This window comes from Jejuibacter sp. L23 (assembly GCF_050815825.1).
GTDB lineage: Bacteria > Pseudomonadota > Gammaproteobacteria > Enterobacterales > Enterobacteriaceae > Jejubacter > Jejubacter calystegiae.
Map to the genome: position 1 here is coordinate 2450271 of NZ_CP138199.1, position 14522 is coordinate 2464792.

Consider the following 14522-nt stretch of genomic DNA (forward strand, 5'->3'; position numbering starts at 1 on the left):
TAATGATGAAGTGGGTATCAACAATGGTAAATTCACTCTGGTCCGCGCGGGCAACCCTGCCGAAGTATGACCGTAACCGTCTGCAAACCCGTATCGTTCACCTGGGATTTGGCGCATTTCATCGCGCTCACCAGGCGGTGTTTGCCGATATCCTCGCCGCTGAGCACAACAGCGACTGGGGCTACTGCGAAGTTAACCTGATTGGCGGTGAGCAGCAGATCGCCTCCCTCAAGCGCCAGGAAAACCTGTTCAGCGTCTCTGAAATGTCCGGCGAAGGCTGGAGCTCCCGGGTCGTTGGGGTGGTGAAAGAGGCCCTGCACGCGGAAGTGGATGGTATTGATACGGTGCTGGCGGCCATGTGCCGTCCGGAAGTGTCCATTGTTTCTCTGACCGTAACCGAAAAAGGCTATTGCCACTCTCCGGCTACCGGCGAGCTGGTGATTGACCACCCGCTGATTCAGGCCGATTTAGCTCACCCCCAGGCGCCGCGTTCGGCACCGGGAACGATAGTCGCGGCGCTGGCGCGCCGTAAAGCGGCCGGGCTGCCGGGCTTTAGCGTAATGTCCTGCGACAACATGCCGGAAAACGGCCATGTGACCCGCAATGTGGTACTGGCTTACGCCCGCGAGCTGGATCCGGCGCTGGCGGCCTGGATCGAAAAAGCAGTGACATTCCCTTCCACCATGGTGGACAGGATCGTTCCGGCGGTGACGGCTGAAACCCTGGCGCAGATTGAAAGCCACATTGGCGTGGCCGATCCGGCAGGGGTCGCCTGTGAACCTTTCCGCCAGTGGGTTATTGAAGATAACTTTGTGGCGGGGCGCCCGGAGTGGGAAAAAGCCGGTGCCGAACTGGTACAGGACGTACTGCCCTGGGAAGAGATGAAGCTGCGTATGCTGAATGGCAGCCACTCCTTCCTGGCTTACCTGGGGTATCTGGGGGGCTATCAGCACATCAACGAGTGCATGGAGGACGAAAACTATCGCCGTGCCGCTCATGGGCTGATGCTGAACGAGCAGGCGCCGACGCTGAAGGTGCAGGGCGTGGATCTGCGCCGTTATGCCGATTCGCTTATCGCCCGCTACTGTAACCCGGCACTGCGTCACCGTACCTGGCAGATTGCCATGGACGGTAGCCAGAAACTGCCTCAGCGTATGCTGGATCCCGTTCGCTGGCATCTGGCCCACAACGATGCGTTCGATCTGCTGGCGCTTGGCGTAGCGGGCTGGATGCGCTACGTCGGTGGTGTGGATGAGCAGGGTGCGGCGATCGAAATCAGCGATCCGCTGCTGCCTGCCATCAATCAGGCGGTGGCCTCCAGCGAAGAGGGCGAAGCCCGGGTACGCGCACTGCTGGGGCTGGATGCTATCTTCGGCCACGATTTGCCGGACAGCAGCGTCTTTGTCGCTAAGGTGCTGGCGGCTTACCAGGGGCTGTTAACCAACGGGGCTCGTGTTATGGTGGCGCAGGCTGCCGAACGACTGAAATAAGTGTTATCAGCGCCGGCGATTCTGGTCGGCGCTTTATTCAATCCCTTCTGAACATTCCCCGCAAATTGACAGCTTCCCGGGTTTGTACCACGCTTTTAACGCTAACTTTTTAGCGATCGAACCCGAGGTGACCCATGGCGACAGGAACAGTGAAATGGTTTAACGCCGATAAAGGATTTGGATTTATTAGCCCGGACGGTGGCGGTGAGGATGTCTTCGCCCATCATTCGGCGATCCAGATGTCAGGCTATAAATCACTGGAAGAGGGGCAAAAGGTTGAGTTTGACATAACCAAGGGGCAAAAAGGGCCTCAGGCGGAGAATATTCGTCCACTCTGACGCGCCTTCCGAGCGTCTATCGAAAAGGGTTCATCGCCCAAATGAACCCGCTTCTGTACTTCCACATACCTTACGATCTCCCCCGTTTATTTACGCTTTTTGGTGATGTTATCTGCCGGGTTGCTGAAACCGTCTTCTCGTTCAGCAAATCTGGTGGGAATGTTATCAAAATGTGTTTCAGGTCTAATTTTTATAACGAAATCCGCCGCTTTTCTTGCAGGATTCGCGCTAAGGGCACAAATTAATTGAAACGTTTCAGCCTTTATCCTGTTGGATCTTATCCTGACAGCGGGCCTTTTTTTGCCCAAAAAGCTGAATCGTTTCAATTTCCCAAAAAAAGGAGGGGACCATGTTCCAGTTATCTGTGCAGGACATTCACCCGGGGCAGTATGCGGGAAGCAAAGAGGAGGCCATCCGTCTGGTGGCCGGGGCGCTGACTCAGGCAGGCAACGTTACCACGGGCTATGTCGATGGCATGCTGGCGCGCGAACAGCAAACGTCCACCTGGCTTGGCAACGGAATCGCCATTCCCCATGGCACTACAGCAACCCGTGATCAGGTACTGAAAACCGGCGTCCAGGTGTATCAGTTTCCGGACGGCGTCTGCTGGGGCGAAGGGCAGACGGTGTATGTGGCGCTGGGCATTGCGGCCCGTTCAGATGAACATCTTGGCCTGCTGCGCCAGTTGACTCACGTGCTGAGCGATGATTCGGTGGCGGAGCGCCTGAAATCCACCACCGATCCGCACGTATTGCGCGCCCTGCTGATGGGGGAAAGCCAGCAGCAGGCGCTGAAACTGGATAACGACATGCTGACGCTGGATGTCGCCGCCAGTGACCTGGTCATGCTTCAGGCGCTGAACGTCGGGCGTCTGAAAGCGGCGGGTGCGGTTGATACGCGCTTTGTGAGCCATGCGATTGGCGATAGCCCCATGAATCTGGGCCAGGGAGTCTGGTTGAATGACAGCACGGAAGGCAGCCTGAAAAGTGCTATCGCAATAAGCCGTGCTGATACGCCGCTGGAGGTGGAGGGCCAGCCAGCGGCGCTTTTAGTGACGGTCGCCATGGTCGATGACCAGCCGCTGGCGGTACTGGATCGCCTGAGTGCGCTACTGACGGCCGGTGAGGCACAGCGTCTGCTGAAAGCGGATGCTGCCACTCTGCTGGCGCTGCTGACCGGGGAGGGCGCGGTTTGCGACGACTGTCTCAGCGCGGAATTTGTCGTGCCTAATGAGCACGGCCTGCACGCCCGTCCCGGCGCCATGCTGGTGAATGCCATCAAACAGTTCAACAGCGAAATTACCGTGACCAACCTTAACGGCAGCGGCAAGGCCGTGAACGGGCGCAGCCTGATGAAGGTAGTCGCGCTGGGGGTGAAAAAGGGGCACCGGATACGGATAACGGCCCGGGGCGAAGACGCTGCCGCAGCGTTAAGCCATATCGGACAGGCTATCGCCGACGGTCTTGGGGAGGGTGCGCAATGAGCAGACGGGTGGCCACTATTACCCTGAATCCGGCTTACGACCTGGTGGGATTCATTCCCGAAATCGAAAGCGGCGAAGTCAACCGGGTGCGTACCACGGGGCTGCATGCGGCGGGTAAAGGTATCAATGTCGCAAAGGTGCTTAAGGATCTGGGGATCGACGTTACCGTGAGCGGCTTTCTGGGGAAAGAGAACCTGCAAGGATTTCAGCAACTGTTCAGCGAGCTGGGCATCACCAACCGCTTTCACGTAGTGCCAGGGCGAACCCGCATTAATGTCAAACTGACCGAACAAAGCAGCGCCGTCACCGATCTGAATTTCTCGGGCTTTGAGGTGTCGCCCGAAGAGTGGACGCGCTTTGTTGAGGATTCCCTGAGCTGGAGTGGTCAGTTCGACATGATCTGCGTCAGCGGCAGTCTGCCTGCGGGCGTAAACCCCGATGCTTTTTCCCGCTGGATGGCTGCGTTGCGCGATCTCTGTCCGTGCATCATTTTCGACAGCAGCCGCGAGGCGCTGGTGGCAGGGCTCCAGGCTGCGCCCTGGCTGGTCAAACCCAACCGTCGCGAGCTGGAAATCTGGGCTGGTCGTCCGCTACCGGAAATCGGTGATGTGGTGATGGCCGCTCATGCGCTGCGTCAGCAGGGTATCGCCCATGTGGTGATTTCCCTTGGCGAGCAGGGCGCTCTGTGGGTGAGCGGATCCGGCGCATGGATAGCCAGACCGCCATCTGTCGATGTGGTCAGTACCGTCGGCGCCGGAGACGCCATGGTCGGCGGCATTATTTACGGGCTGCTGATGCGCGAATCCAACCAGCATACCTTACGCCTGGCGACGGCCGTGTCGGCGCTGGCGGTTGGCCAGAGTAACGTCGGCATCAGCGACCGGCCGCGGCTGGCGGCCATGATGGCCCGCGTGGAAGTAAATCCTTTTGATTCACGGCAGGAGAGCGACTCATGAAAACGCTGCTGATTGTAGGTACTGAACTGGGTCAGGTGCGTGCCCGGATGGCAAAAAATCTGCTTGGCGCCGCCGCTGCGAAGGCCCAAATGACCATGACCGATCACCTGGACGAAGCCGGGCTGGTGATTGTGCTGGGCTCCACGCCGCTGACCGACAGCGCCCTGAATGGCAAGCGGGTATATCAGGGGGACATTAACGGCGCGGTGGCTGAACCGGAAACATTCCTGAGCGAAGCCCAAAGCCGGGCGCAGCCGTATCAGGTGCCGGAAACGGCCGCTGCGGCGGTTCCCTGCCGCATTGTGGCCGTGACCGCCTGCCCAACCGGTGTGGCGCACACCTTTATGGCGGCGGAAGCCATTGAAACCGAAGCCAAAAAACGCGGCTGGTGGGTGAAGGTCGAAACCCGCGGCTCCGTCGGGACGGGGAATGCGATAACCCCGGAAGAGACAGAACAGGCGGATCTGGTGCTGGTCGCCGCCGATATCGAAGTCGATCTGAGCAAATTTGCCGGTAAACCGATGTACCGCACTTCAACCGGTCTGGCGCTCAAAAAGACGGCTCAGGAGTTTGACCGTGCGCTGGCCGATGCACAGCCGTACCATCCGGACAGCGGTGACGAAAACGCATCGACCAAAGCGGCGGGCGGCGAGGGGAGCGGCGCTTATCGTCACCTGTTGACCGGAGTCTCTTTTATGCTGCCGATGGTGGTGGCGGGCGGTTTGTGTATCGCTCTCTCTTTCGCCTTCGGGATCGAGGCTTTTAAGGAGCCGGGAACCCTGGCCGCGGCGCTGATGCAGATTGGCGGCGATTCGGCGTTCGCCCTGATGGTTCCGGTGCTGGCGGGCTATATCGCCTTTTCGATTGCCGACCGGCCGGGCCTGACCCCGGGGCTGATTGGCGGGATGCTGGCGGTCAGCACAGGAGCCGGTTTTATCGGCGGCATTATTGCCGGTTTCCTGGCGGGGTACGTGGCGAAACTGATTGGCGCCCGGCTGAAATTACCGGCGGGGATGGAGGCATTAAAGCCGATTTTGATTATTCCGCTGGTGGCCAGTCTGGTTGTGGGTCTGGCGATGATCTACCTGATCGGTCGGCCGGTGGCCGGTATTCTGGCGGCGCTGACCCACTGGTTACAGACCATGGGGACGACCAATGCGGTTCTGCTGGGGGCGATCCTCGGCGGCATGATGTGTACCGACATGGGCGGGCCGCTGAATAAAGCCGCCTATGCGTTCGGCGTGGGGCTGCTGAGCACCCAAACCTATGCGCCGATGGCGGCGATTATGGGAGCCGGGATGGTGCCGCCGCTGGCGCTGGGGCTGGCTACGCTTATCGCTGGCAAAAAGTTCGATAATGGCCAGCGTGAAGGGGGTAAGGCGGCGCTGGTGTTGGGACTCTGTTTTATCACCGAAGGGGCGATTCCCTTTGCCGCCCGGGATCCGATGCGCGTGCTGCCTTGTTGTATCGCAGGCGGCGCCGTGACCGGGGCTATCTCTATGGCGGTCGGAGCCGCGCTGATGGCGCCGCACGGCGGGCTGTTTGTGCTGTTTATTCCGGGCGCAATTACGCCGGTACTGGGCTATCTGCTGGCTATTGTGGCGGGGACGCTGGTGGCGGGTGTTTCCTATGCGCTGCTCAAGCGCCCCGAACAGGCGGTTGCCTGACCTTTGCAAAAGCGGGCCAGTATTATCGGCCCGCTGCTGACGGTTTTACTCTTCGCTAAACCACTCGCTGTTCTCTTTACGAATCAGCAGTATAGATTCGCTAATCTCATGAAGATGACGGCGCATGGCCTCTTCCACCCGGGCTTCGTCACGCTGTTCCAGCGCGTTGAAGATCTCAAAATGCTGATTCAGCAGCATCTCCGGCGGTGAAACGTGGTCGAGACTCATATAGCGTACCCGGTCAATGGCGGCCTTAATATTTTCCACCGTATCCCAGGCGAGCTGGCAGTCGGCAATCAGCGCCATTTTCTGGTGAAAATCATCGTCCAGGGTGAAGAAATCATTCTGCTGCTGGCGATCGATGGCGCTACGCTGCTGGCTCAGATTCTGCTCCAGCTGCCACAGCCAGTCGTCGTTAATCAGGCTGGCGGCGCGGCGCGCGACGGCGCATTCAATGGCCTGGCGCACGAAGCAGCCATTGCTGACCTGGCGGATGGAGATCTTATTTACATAGCTGCCGCGCTGGGGACGGATCTGAATCAGTCCGTTTTCCGCCAGTTTGATAAAGGCTTCGCGCACCGGCTGGCGAGAGACATCGAACCGGACCGATACCTCTTTTTCCGAAAGCGGCGTGCCTGGCGGAATCAGGCAGTGAACGATATCCCTGCGCAGGATGCGATAGATCTGCTGATTAACGGGCTGTGTGGGGTTTAACGTATCGACGGCCATTGTTTTATCTGAGTGGTGAGTAACTTACCGATTTTAGCATTTTTCTAACGACTGGCCTATACCCGGCCGCAAAGGCCGGGCAGGACAAGCGCTAGCGCTGACGATGCACGCTCAGGCCGCCGAAACTCTGGCTGACTGGCATCATCTCCAGGGTGTTGATGTTGACGTGAGCCGGCAGGGTGGCGACCCACCAGACCGCTTCGGTTACATCTTCCGGCGTCAGGGCATTGCTGTCCTGGTAGGTCTGTTCCACCTTCGCCTCGTCGCCTTTAAAACGCACATTAGAAAATTCGGTGCCGCCCACCAGCCCTGGCTCGATATCGGTCACGCGGACGGCGGTGCCGTGCAAATCGGTACGCAGGTTCAGGCTGAACTGGCGGACGAACGCTTTAGTGGCGCCATAAACGTTACCACCGGCATAGGGCCAGCTTCCTGCGGTGGAGCCCATATTGATAATGTGGCCGCGGTTGCGCTCGACCATGCCCGGCAGTACCGCGCGGGTCATCCAGATCAGCCCTTTATTGTTGGTGTCGATCATCGCTTCCCAGTCATCGACGCTGGCGCGCTGCGCGGGTTCCAGTCCCAGCGCCAGCCCGGCGTTATTTACCAGAATATCGATCTCACGCCAGTCTTCAGGCAGCGAGGCGATGGCCTCTTCAACGGCGGCGCGATTGCGCACGTCCAGTTGCATGGTCAGTACGGCATCACCGAGCTCAGCCTGCAGCGCCTGAAGGCGGTCGTGACGGCGCCCGGTGGCGATCACCCGGTGGCCATTCTTCACAAAGCGACGGGCAATACATTCACCAAAGCCGGCGGTGGCGCCGGTAACCAGAATAATCATCTTGATGTTCCTCAACGCATTATCTAAGTGGTAACTGACTGAATATACAGCCTAACACGGCTTGCGGCGAATAGGATCGATGAAATTCTTATTGCGGTTATGACGTTGCCCGGCAGCAGCCCGCGGCATAAGCTATAAGGCTAAACCGGTGATTCAGGAGAACAAGATGGCCGTGGATAACCCCTTTTTTCAGGTGAGCCTGCTTCCCTATCAGGCGCCGCCCTTCGATACCATTCGCGATGAGCATTACCGCCCGGCGTTTAACGAGGCGGTACGCATTAAGCGCGCAGAGGTGGCGGCGATTGCCGACTCCCCGGAAACGCCGGATTTTGCCAACACCTGCCTGGCGCTGGAGCGCAGCGGCCAGATGCTGGCCCGGGTCACCGGCGTATTTTTCGCGATGACGGCAGCCCACACCAACGATCTGCTACAGCAGCTTGACGAAGCTTTTAGCGGCGAACTGGCGGAGCTGGATGATGAAATCTATCTGAACGAGAGCCTGTTCGCCCGGCTGGAGAGCGTCAGGCAGACGCGCCGCAGTCTGGGGCTGGACCAGGAGTCTGAGCGTCTTATCGAACAGCAGCACCAGCGTTTCGTCCTGGCCGGAGCCCGGCTTGATGCGCAACAGAAAACGGCGCTGCGGGCGCTGAATCAGCAGGCGGCGCAGTTAAGCAGTCAGTTCAATCAGCGGCTGCTGGCCGCCACCAAATCGGGCGGTCTGGTGGTGGACGATGTCAGGCAGCTAACCGGTATGAGCGAAGCGGAAATGGCGGGCGCGGCCCAGGCGGCGCGGGATAAGGGACTGGAGGGCCGCTGGCTGTTGCCGCTGTTCAACACCACCCAACAGCCGGTGCTGCAAACGCTGAGCCATCGCCAGACTCGCGAGGCATTATTTATGGCCAGCTGGCAGCGCTGCGAGAAAGGCGATGGCGGCGACACCCGGGAGATAATCTGCCGCCTGGCGGATATCCGCGCCCGTCAGGCGCAACTGCTGGGCTATCCGGACTATGCCAGCTGGAGCATGGCCGACCAGATGGCCGGTCATCCTGAAGCGGCGCTGGGTTTTATGCGCAATATTGTGGCGGCGGCAAGCGGGCGTGCCCGACGTGAACAGGCCGACATCCAGCAGCTTATCGATGGCGAAGAAACCCGCTTTCCGGCCCGGGCCTGGGACTGGAACTTCTATGCTCAGCGGGTCCGCCGTGAACGCTATCAACTGGATGACAGCCAGATTCGTCCTTACTTCGAACTGGAAAGCGTGCTGCATCGCGGCGTGTTCTGGTGCGCCAGCCAGCTCTATGGTTTGAGCTTTGTCGAGCGCTTCGACATTCCGGTCTGGCACCCGGATGTACGGGTATGGGAGATTTTCGATCAGGACGGGCGCGGTATGGCGCTGTTTTATGGCGACTTTTTCGCCCGCGACAGCAAAAGCGGCGGCGCCTGGATGGGGAACTTCGTCGAACAGTCATTGCTGCTGGCGAGCGAGCCGGTCATCTACAACGTCTGTAATTTCACTAAACCGGCCGATGATGAACCTGCGTTACTGAGCTGGGATGACACCATCACGCTGTTTCACGAATTCGGTCACACGCTCCACGGGCTGTTCGCCAGCCAGCGTTACGCTTCGCTTTCCGGAACCAATACGCCACGCGATTTTGTGGAATTTCCGTCGCAGATCAATGAACACTGGGCCAGCCACCCCGAGGTGTTTGCCTACTACGCGCGCCACTACCAGAGCGGCGAAGTCATGCCTCAGGCGTTGCGTGAACGGATGCTGCAGGCCGGGCAGTTTAATCAGGGCTACCATATGACCGAACTGCTTGCCGCCGCGCTGCTGGATATGCACTGGCACCAGATAGCGCCGGACGCCGGTATTAATGACGTTAGCGCCTTCGAACAGGCAACTCTGGCCCGGGAGCAGCTCAGCCTCGACGCCGTGCCGCCGCGCTATCGCAGCAGCTACTTCGCCCATATCTGGGGCGGTGGCTATGCGGCGGGGTATTACGCTTATCTCTGGACGCAAATGCTGGCGGACGACGGTTTCAAATGGTTCGAAGAGCAGGGAGGGTTAACCCGGGAAAACGGTCAGCGCTTCCGGGATGGGATTCTGTCGTGCGGCAACAGTCGCGATCTGGCCGAACTCTATCGCAACTGGCGTGGGCATGACCCGGCTCCCGAACCGATGCTACAGCATCGTGGGCTGACCGACTAAAATCCGGTATTACATTGATGCAGTAAAAAACGGGGAGGTTTAGCGGCAGTGGGTATGCCCCTCCCCAAACGCTGAAAAGTCTCATAGTCTGATGGACAGACACTCTATTTATCGGCGTGAAAGTCGGAAGCTTTAGCCTTTTTTGCGGGCCAGCAAATACAGTCATCAGGACGACCAACAGCAAGAGATTACGATGCTCTGTAGGCGCTAAATGCGTGAATATCGAAATTCACGGCGACCATAGGGGCGTTTTCAATCTCCTGTACCGCCAGCATAAACGACTGAACCCATTGTTCACCGCCTTGCTCTTCGATATAGCGAGTGACGTAACTGGTGGATAAAAAGAACAACGCCACCTCTTGCGGGGTAAGAAACAGGATATTGGCAAAGACTTCCCGGCGGGCATTGTGCAGGTGCGGGCAGGCCTGCATTAATTCCAGCGTATCGTCGTATTCAGTTAAACGGGAATCGCGATAAGCGGCCCAGCGGCTGACCAGCTCGCGGCTGATAAAATCCTGAAGTGGTCCATAAACGATAGGGAAATCATATTTCCAGGCGCAGAACAGACCGTTGGGTTTTAACCAGTGGGCAAGATGCGCCAGAATTTTTTCCCGGTCCATCCAGTAAAAAGAGGTGGCGCTGGTGACCAGATCGTAACGTTGATTTGGCGTAAAACGAGCCGCGTCGGAAACGGTAAAAGGGATATCTGGATAATTCTGACGGGCTCTGGCAATCATGGCATCGCCAATATCACACCCTTCTACATGATGAAATAACGGCGCCAGCGGGGCAGTGGATACGCCGTTTCCGCAGCCGATATCCAGCGCAGCCTGGCGTTCAGGCGCCCGCGCGGCAAGTGCGTCATACAGCGTTTGCGGATAACGGATCTTACCCCGGATCGCATTATAGGCATCCGCATTGCGATTAAATTGTTGCATGTTAATCCCTGCTTTTATTTTGATTAAATGCCTGGTGTTTCTGGCGTTATTTATCAGAAAAACATTAGCAAAAAATCAGGCAGGGCCTGGATAACATTTATTTCAGTTTGTTACGATGAGCGCTCTGAATATAGCAATAAGATTAATGCGGATATTCAGTGGCAGGCGTATGTGGCAGCACTTATGAATCGCCCGGTCACCGCTCAGGATTTATCGATAATATCGGCGATATTCAGCAAATAATGTGTAACATCAATGTTTCCCATGAGTAACGCCCCCCATAGCGGTAGCAGCAGCGTTAAAATCAGGGTTGCGAGCCAGAAAGTTAGCTTTTGTGCAAACATTACCATCACCAGTGGCTTATTAGCTGTTTTAAATACTGACTTTGCTTAGCGGAAAAAGTTCAGATCCTGAATTCGATTGCTGAAAAAATGGGCGGCCTCATCTTCTTCGCATATGGAGTGACAAAAAAAAACCGGACTACGAGGATCGCGTAGTCCGGCAAACAAGGTATTACAGGGGATTTCATGGAGAATCCATGTCCATCATGGCATAACCAGTACCTGGTTTCTCGCGGTCTGGCGGCTTTAGGAGTGGTCCAGGCACTTTTTGTCTGCTGTGCTGGCGGGAACAGGAAGACTGACTGAAAGGCAAAAAAAATCCGGCTCGATGGAAGGCATCGCAGCCGGAAAAGGTAGCAGTTTCAGGGGTATCTCAGAGTGATACGCTAATTATACTGGCATAAAAAAAACGGTTTTAGCGGCGGGGCGTCGGGTTTTAGGAGCCTTCCAGGAATAGGATGAGTTTTATTGATGGTGAATCCCCTGCATTTTTTATTGAAAATTTCTTATAAACAAGGTGTTAACTCTGCTGATAATGATGGTTGCGCTGATTCGCATTAGCGCAATTATTGTTAAGATAACCTTGTGTGTGAATTAGCATCAGATTGACCCTGTCAGCGCTAACATAAAAAAATCAGGGAAAATAGATAGCAGGTTAATTTTTAACCCGATATTGCCTGTTAAATATACGATCATTCATTGTGCACCTGGCGCCAGTCTGATTATTGATGTGAGCCGGTTCTGATACCGGTTTTTAACCGGAAGTGCGATTGTTGGCAGGCCGCGTCATACCTGGCGTGACGCCGGTTTGCGCGAATGACAATTGCGGTTTATTTTTGAGTTGAATCCCGGTTCAAATATTGCCATAAACGTGGCCAATACAGGGGGATAAGGTTGACGGCGCAGAGAAAATAGGGCTTTATGTAAATAAAGATGTGATCAAAATCACTGTAATTGACAAAAGGGATCCGGCGTTGGCAAAGGGTGCGATTCTGGCACTGTCCCGGGGCCCACATAGCGGAGGTAAATGCCTGCTACGCTATAGCAGGAGGCGAAATAACAGTTTCGGCCCGCTGACTGTTGGTCGGGTGGGGCAAAGGTGAGAAGTGCACTCCCTTAATTTTTTCTGCCGGGGGCAACCCGTTTGCACAAGCTCGCTTCTGGCAGATCGCTCGTATGGGCGTTTTACCGTTAGAGGATGGAACATGAAGTTAAGAAGGAAAAAGGTCAAACCGATAACGCTTAAGGATGTGACCATTATCGATGATACCAAGCTGCGTAAGGCGATTACCGCCGCGTCGCTGGGTAACGCGATGGAGTGGTTCGATTTTGGTGTCTATGGTTTTGTTGCCTACGCACTCGGTAAAGTATTCTTCCCTGGCGCCGATCCCGGCGTGCAGATGATCGCCGCTCTGGCGACCTTTTCAGTCCCGTTTTTGATTCGTCCGCTGGGCGGCCTGTTTTTCGGCATGCTCGGGGATAAATATGGCCGTCAGCGTATTCTATCCATCACGATAGTGATCATGTCGATAAGTACCTTCTGTATCGGCCTGATACCCGGCCACGCGACCATCGGTATCTGGGCGCCTATTTTGCTGCTGTTGTGTAAAATGGCGCAGGGCTTCTCGGTGGGCGGTGAATATACCGGCGCCTCAATCTTTGTCGCTGAATATTCGCCGGACCGTAAGCGCGGCTTTATGGGCAGCTGGCTGGATTTTGGCTCCATCGCCGGTTTTGTGCTGGGTGCGGGCGTGGTTGTGCTGATCTCCACTATTGTGGGTGAGGCTAACTTCCTTGAGTGGGGCTGGCGTATCCCGTTCTTCCTGGCGCTGCCGCTGGGCATTATCGGGCTCTACCTGCGTCACGCGCTGGAAGAGACCCCGACCTTCCAGCAGCACGTTGATAAGCTGGAGCAGGGCGATCGAGAAGGGCTGCAGGATGGTCCCAGGGTCTCCTTTAAAGAGATTGCGACCAAACACTGGCGCGGCCTGCTGGCCTGTACCGGCCTGGTGATTGCCACCAACGTCACCTACTACATGCTGCTCACCTATATGCCGAGCTACCTTTCCCATAACCTCCACTATTCCGAGGATCACGGGGTACTGATCATCATCGCTATCATGATTGGTATGCTGTTTGTTCAGCCGGTGATGGGGCTGCTGAGTGACCGTTTCGGGCGCCGTCCCTTTGTGCTGTGCGGTAGCGTGGCGCTGATTGTCCTGGCGGTACCGGCCTTTAAGCTGATTAACAGTGACGTGATTGGGCTGATTTTCGCCGGTCTGCTGATGCTGGCGGTGATCCTGAACTCCTTTACCGGGGTGATGGCCTCTTCGCTGCCAGCGATGTTCCCGACGCATATTCGCTACAGCGCCCTGGCCAGTGCCTTTAATATCTCGGTACTGATTGCCGGTCTGACGCCGACTGTGGCCGCCTGGCTGGTGGAGGCCACTCAGAATCTGCTGATGCCTGCTTATTATCTGATGGTTATCGGCGTGGTGGGTCTGGCGACCGGTCTGTATATGAAAGAGACCGCTAATAAACCGCTGAAAGGCGCGACGCCGGCCGCCTCGGATCTGGATGAAGCGCGTGAAATTCTGCAGGAGCATCACGATCATATCGAACACAAAATCGAAGATATCGATCGCGAAATTGCTGAACTGGAAGAGAAGCGTAATCGTCTGGTGCAGCAGCACCCGCGAATTAACGAGTAATAGTATCAGGCCCCCGGTTGGGGGCTTTTTTTTACCTAACGCAACCGCAACGCCGCAAACTTATTGCGAATCACACCGTCATAAAAACGCCCCTTAGAAACCACCGTCAGAAAGGTATGGAAGGTTTTTTCCGGAACGTTACGGTAACGCCACAGCTGGCCGTCCTTAAACTGAATCTCCAGCTCGCGTACCCCGGCATCGTAACCAATACTGGCAATTCTTGACGATTTAACGGGGTGTTTGTTCATCCTGAGGGCTCCGTTGTGCTAAAAGGGCTGTTATTACCACATCTGTTAATAAAAACATACGCAAAACTGGTGCCAACAATCAACCGGCAAAGGCGACGATTTGCTTATGAGGCTAAAATAAGATGCTGAAAGACTATCTGATTGTCGCCATGCTCACGGTGGTGGCGGGGTGGAAAATCAGCCTGCCGGTTCTGGGGGGACTGGTCTTCTGGTGTTGGCGACGGCGACATATTGTCTGGGGCATACTGTTTGGGGCGGGGTTTGTGTGGACGGCACTGGCGGCCTGGCAGTTTGAACAGTACATGTGAATGCCGCCGCAGCGGCATTCGGCTGGCCTTAGTTCAGGCCAAGGCGGATGAGCTCCACGGGCTGATACTGACCTTCGCACCCCTCCACTTCCACCGTCTTCGAGCGGCGCAGATCTCCGGGCGTCATGCCGTCACCGTGGATAGCGGTGATAACGCCGGTCTGGCCAGTGCCGTTGATCATCACGCGACTGCCGGTGGTAATGGAATTGCGATTGCGGTCATAGGTCATCATTGTGGTTTCTCCTCTGAATGAAGACGAT

General features: G+C 56.6%; 14 protein-coding genes. 8 read left to right on the top strand and 6 right to left on the bottom strand.

Annotated features, from left to right (window positions below):
• Positions 1-23: 23 nt before the first annotated feature.
• The 5 genes from SCU88_RS11300 to fruA all read left to right on the top strand — a co-directional run bounded on the left by SCU88_RS11300 (position 24) and on the right by fruA (position 5934).
• The gene (locus SCU88_RS11300; RefSeq protein WP_175341452.1) at positions 24-1490 is read left to right on the top strand and encodes a fructuronate reductase; all 1467 of its coding nucleotides are present in this window, start codon (positions 24-26) and stop codon (positions 1488-1490) included.
• A 134-nt stretch (positions 1491-1624) separates the two neighbouring features.
• The gene (locus tag SCU88_RS11305; protein ID WP_138097385.1) at positions 1625-1828 is read left to right on the top strand and encodes a cold-shock protein; all 204 of its coding nucleotides are present in this window, start codon (positions 1625-1627) and stop codon (positions 1826-1828) included.
• 349 nt (positions 1829-2177) lie between these two features.
• Complete coding sequence (fruB, locus tag SCU88_RS11310) at positions 2178-3311, top strand: fused PTS fructose transporter subunit IIA/HPr protein (RefSeq protein ID WP_175341453.1); 1134 nt, start codon at positions 2178-2180, stop codon at positions 3309-3311.
• On the top strand, positions 3308-4267 hold the full coding sequence (gene fruK / locus SCU88_RS11315; protein WP_175341454.1) for a 1-phosphofructokinase: 960 nt from the start codon (positions 3308-3310) through the stop codon (positions 4265-4267). The genes fruB and fruK overlap by 4 nt, the downstream gene beginning before the upstream one ends.
• Entirely contained in the window at positions 4264-5934 is a 1671-nt protein-coding gene (fruA, locus tag SCU88_RS11320) for a PTS fructose transporter subunit IIBC (protein ID WP_175341455.1), read from the top strand. Before fruK ends, fruA begins: the two co-directional genes overlap by 4 nt.
• Before the next feature lie 45 nt (positions 5935-5979).
• On the opposite strand, the gene SCU88_RS11325 is transcribed toward fruA, so the two are convergent.
• A complete protein-coding gene (locus SCU88_RS11325; RefSeq protein ID WP_138097389.1) occupies positions 5980-6663 on the bottom strand; it encodes a GntR family transcriptional regulator in 684 nt (227 codons plus the stop codon).
• Positions 6664-6754: 91 nt separating this feature from the next.
• Positions 6755-7504: a bifunctional NADP-dependent 3-hydroxy acid dehydrogenase/3-hydroxypropionate dehydrogenase YdfG gene (gene ydfG / locus SCU88_RS11330; RefSeq protein ID WP_138097390.1), complete on the bottom strand. Its 750-nt coding sequence runs from the start codon at positions 7502-7504 to the stop codon at positions 6755-6757.
• Between the two features lie 166 nt (positions 7505-7670).
• On the opposite strand from ydfG, the gene dcp reads away from it, so the two are divergent.
• Positions 7671-9716, top strand: a complete 2046-nt coding sequence (gene dcp, locus SCU88_RS11335; protein WP_175341456.1) for a peptidyl-dipeptidase Dcp — start codon at positions 7671-7673, stop codon at positions 9714-9716.
• Between the two features lie 188 nt (positions 9717-9904).
• Here dcp and SCU88_RS11340 read toward each other — a convergent pair whose 3' ends face one another.
• Positions 9905-10654: a methyltransferase domain-containing protein gene (locus SCU88_RS11340; RefSeq protein ID WP_175341457.1), complete on the bottom strand. Its 750-nt coding sequence runs from the start codon at positions 10652-10654 to the stop codon at positions 9905-9907.
• A gap of 203 nt (positions 10655-10857) precedes the next feature.
• Positions 10858-10998 (bottom strand): hypothetical protein, encoded by a 141-nt coding sequence (locus SCU88_RS11345; protein ID WP_168198820.1) that lies wholly within the window; start codon positions 10996-10998, stop codon positions 10858-10860.
• Positions 10999-12200: 1202 nt separating this feature from the next.
• On the opposite strand from SCU88_RS11345, the gene proP reads away from it, so the two are divergent.
• Entirely contained in the window at positions 12201-13706 is a 1506-nt protein-coding gene (gene proP, locus SCU88_RS11350) for a glycine betaine/L-proline transporter ProP (protein ID WP_175341458.1), read from the top strand.
• A 35-nt stretch (positions 13707-13741) separates the two neighbouring features.
• Here the strand turns inward: proP and SCU88_RS11355 are convergent, their stop codons facing one another.
• Entirely contained in the window at positions 13742-13954 is a 213-nt protein-coding gene (locus SCU88_RS11355) for a KTSC domain-containing protein (protein WP_175341459.1), read from the bottom strand.
• Positions 13955-14076: 122 nt separating this feature from the next.
• Between SCU88_RS11355 and SCU88_RS11360 the strand changes: the two genes are divergently transcribed.
• Positions 14077-14262 (top strand): hypothetical protein, encoded by a 186-nt coding sequence (locus SCU88_RS11360; protein WP_175341460.1) that lies wholly within the window; start codon positions 14077-14079, stop codon positions 14260-14262.
• 28 nt (positions 14263-14290) lie between these two features.
• On the opposite strand, the gene ydfZ is transcribed toward SCU88_RS11360, so the two are convergent.
• Positions 14291-14494 (bottom strand): putative selenium delivery protein YdfZ, encoded by a 204-nt coding sequence (gene ydfZ / locus SCU88_RS11365; RefSeq protein WP_138097397.1) that lies wholly within the window; start codon positions 14492-14494, stop codon positions 14291-14293.
• Positions 14495-14522: the final 28 nt, after the last annotated feature.